Source organism: Sphingopyxis sp. (genome assembly GCF_036402335.1).
Lineage (GTDB): Bacteria > Pseudomonadota > Alphaproteobacteria > Sphingomonadales > Sphingomonadaceae > Sphingopyxis.
Window position 1 is genome coordinate 1 of record NZ_DASWTD010000027.1, and the last position, 3,557, is coordinate 3,557.

Sequence of the window (3,557 nt, forward strand, 5' to 3'; positions counted from 1 at the left end):
GACCCCCGTCGGGATCGGCATCTTTCTCGTTTTCCTGCTCGCGCTCAGCTTTGCCCTGATCGGTGTCGCCTGTCATTACCGTGCGCAGCCGCCCTGGGCCGCGATGGCCGCGATCTGGGTCGTCACGATCCTTGCCGTGCCGGTGATTTTCAGCATGACCTATGGGTCGACCCTGCGGCTGATGCTTTACCAGCTCCCCTATTTCGCGATGCAGACCTTGCTCGGCCTGATGATCTGGCGCTCGGGCCGCCGCCAGGCGCTCGACCTGCTGCTGATCGCCCTGCAGATTCTCGCGGCGCTGATCTATGTCGCCAAGCCCTTCATCGCCGCGCAGGTCGGAACGGCGAATGCGCCGCAAGGCTATATGGCGACGACCTATGCCGCCATTTCGCAAAGCGGGAGCGTCGTCACGCTGATGGCGATCGCGCTCGTCCTGCTGCTGGTGATGATGCGCGATTCGACCGCCGAGATGATCGCGCGGTCCGAAACCGATCCGTTATCGAGCGTCCTGAACCGGCGCGGTTTCGAACATCATGCCGAACTGGCGCTGCTGCGCGGCAATGGCGACGCGGTGCTGGTCGCAGCCGATCTCGACCATTTCAAAAGGATCAACGACAGCTTCGGCCACGCCGCGGGCGACGGCGTGATCGCGCATTTTGCCGCCATGCTGGTCGATGCGGCGCCCTCCGGCGCGATCGTCGGACGTATCGGGGGCGAGGAATTCGCCGTCCTGATTCCGGACGCGCTGTTGTCCGAAGGCCGCCTTTACGCCGAAACCGTGCGTACGACCTTTGCCGCGGCGCAACTGCCCGTGCTGGGGGTCGACCGGGAGTTTACGGCGTCCTTCGGGGTCGCGCAGCATGGACCCGGCGATTCGCTGTTCGATTTGTCGCGCCGTGCCGATGCCGCGCTGTACCGCGCCAAGGCCGGCGGACGGAATCGCGTTCGCGTCGCGCTGGGTGAATTGCCGCCGATGCCTGCCGTGGGCGTCGCTTGACCAAGTCGCCGTCAAACGGCGAGAAGCGGCGTGTCTTCCTCGCGCGGCGCGGCGGGCTCGAAGCCGGGCAGGGGATCGAAACTCTCTTCGCTGAGCTCGATCGATGCCAGACCGCCCAGCTTGAAATGGCCGAGGCGGGGCTCTTCGTCCGATCGCCGGCTCTTGTTGAGGTTCAGCGCGCTGATGAACAGGTCGCCGTGCCGTTCGAACAGCAGATGTGGTGCCAGCGTGAGGATCTGGCCGTTATAATGCGCGGTGACCATGCGCTTGCGCGCAATGGCTTCCATCAGCTTGAGTCGGGTATCGTCCATGGTTTCCAGGATCGTTCTTGGGGAGGGTTTATTATGTTGTGCGTTGCAGCATAATATATACGGGCGCGCTTGGAAAGCTCCATTGCCAATCGAAACCAATCGCGGCATAGGGCGGCGGCCCTTTCCTCCCCGGGTCCACTGGCGCAGCCGCGCCGACCAGAGGGTGCTTGCATGACCGAATTTCTCGACCGTTCCGGCCTGTCCGTCGATTCGCGGCTGGCCGATTTCATCGAGCAGCGCGCGCTGCCGGGCACGGGGCTCGATGCCGCGAAATTCTGGAACGATTTTGCGGCATTGCTTGGCAGGCTGGCGCCCGAGAACGCCGCTTTGCTGGCGAAGCGCGAGGATTTGCAGGCACAGATCGATGCCTGGCACGAAGCGCGCGCCGGACAGGCGCACGACCCCGCCGCTTATCAGGCGTTCCTCCGCGAGATCGGCTATCTTGTCCCTGAACCCGCGCCGTTTCAGGTCGGCACCGACAATGTCGATCCCGAAATCGCGACGATGGCGGGTCCCCAGCTCGTCGTGCCCGCATTGAACGCGCGCTTCGCCTTGAACGCCGCCAACGCGCGCTGGGGCAGCCTCTACGACGCGCTCTACGGCACCGATGCGCTCGACGCGCCGCCGGCAAGGCCCGGCGGTTACGATGCCGCCCGCGGCGCCGCGGTGATCGCGCGCGCCAAGGCGTTCCTCGACGAAGCGGTGCCGCTCGCGTCGGGAAGCTGGGCCGATTGGCAGGGCGGAGAACCGGCGCTTGCCGATCCGGCGCAATGGGTCGGCAGCAAGCCGGGCGGCATCCTCCTCCGCCACAATGGGCTGCACATCGAACTGGTGATCGATTCGGCAAGCGCGATCGGCAAGACCGACCCCGCAGGCATCGCCGACGTCGTCCTCGAAGCGGCGCTGACGACGATTATCGATCTTGAGGACAGCGTCGCGGCGGTCGACGGCGAGGACAAGACGCTCGGCTATACCAACTGGCTCGGCCTGATGCGCGGCGACCTCGTCGAAAGCTTTACCAAGGGCGGAAAGACGGTGACGCGGGCGATGGAGGCCGACCGCGAATGGACGTCGCCGGCGGGAGACCCCTTCCTCCTCCACGGTCGCAGCGTGATGTTCGTGCGCAACGTCGGCCATCTGATGACGACGCCGATGATCCGCCTGCCGAACGGAACCGAGGCGCCAGAGGGGCTGTGCGACGCGGTGATCACCAGCCTCTGCTCGCTCCATGACCTCAAGGGGCTCGGCACGCTGACCAACAGCCGCGCGGGCAGCATCTATATCGTGAAGCCCAAGCAACACGGACCCGAGGAATGCGGCTTCACGAACCGGCTGTTCGATGCCGTGGAAGATATGCTCGGCCTCGCGCGCCACACGATGAAGGTCGGCGTGATGGACGAGGAACGTCGGACGTCGGCGAACCTCGCCGCGTGTATCCATGCCGTGAAGGATCGCATCGTCTTTATCAACACCGGTTTCCTCGACCGCACCGGCGACGAGATCCACACCTCGATGCGTGCGGGACCGATGATTCCCAAGGGCGAAATGAAGGCGAGCGACTGGATCGCCAGCTACGAGGACCGCAACGTCCGCATCGGCCTCGCCTGCGGCCTTTCGGGCAGGGCACAGATCGGCAAGGGCATGTGGGCGATGCCCGACCTGATGAAAGCGATGCTCGACGCCAAGGTCGGCCATCCGAAATCGGGTGCAAACACCGCATGGGTGCCGTCGCCGACCGCGGCGACGCTGCACGCGCTTCACTATCATCAGGTCGATGTCTTTGCGCGCCAGCGCGAGATCGCGGGCGAGACGGTGCCGTCGCTCGACCGTTTGCTCAACATCCCCGTCGCGGCCGGCCGTAATTGGAGCGACGCCGAAATCGCTCGCGAACTCGACAATAATTGCCAGGGTATTCTCGGCTATGTCGTGCGCTGGATTGACCAGGGCGTCGGCTGCTCGAAGGTGCCCGACATCGACGATGTCGGCCTGATGGAAGACCGCGCGACGCTTCGTATCGCCAGCCAGGCGCTGGCGAACTGGCTCCTTCACGGCGTTTGTACCGAGGCGCAGGTCGACACCGCGCTGGCGCGCATGGCGGCCAAGGTCGACGCGCAGAACGCCGGTGACGCGCTCTACGAAAAGCTGGCCCGCGACGGCATCGCCTACCAGGCCGCCCGCGCGCTGATCTTCGAAGGCGTGACGCAGCCATCGGGTTATACCGAACCGCTGCTCCACAAATACCGGCAGGC

At 65.2% G+C, this 3,557-nt stretch carries 3 protein-coding genes; 2 read left to right on the forward strand and 1 reads right to left on the reverse strand.

Going from position 1 to position 3,557, the window contains the following annotated elements; translation table 11 throughout:
- The coding region (locus VGD20_RS00725) for a GGDEF domain-containing protein (protein ID WP_331132616.1) at positions 1-997 on the forward strand (997 nt) is incomplete at its 5' end.
- A gap of 11 nt (positions 998-1,008) precedes the next feature.
- Here VGD20_RS00725 and VGD20_RS00730 read toward each other — a convergent pair.
- Complete coding sequence (locus VGD20_RS00730; RefSeq protein WP_331132617.1) at positions 1,009-1,308, reverse strand: hypothetical protein; 300 nt, start codon at positions 1,306-1,308, stop codon at positions 1,009-1,011.
- 171 nt (positions 1,309-1,479) lie between these two features.
- Between VGD20_RS00730 and VGD20_RS00735 the strand changes: the two genes are divergently transcribed.
- Positions 1,480-3,557 (forward strand): malate synthase G (locus VGD20_RS00735; RefSeq protein ID WP_331132618.1); only part of this gene is annotated, 2,078 nt, incomplete at its 3' end.

Bases quoted from the DNA above. Each gene is read 5' to 3' on its own strand.
- VGD20_RS00730 (WP_331132617.1), bottom strand. From the start codon at position 1,308: ATGGACGATACCCGACTCAAGCTGATGGAAGCCATTGCGCGCAAGCGC.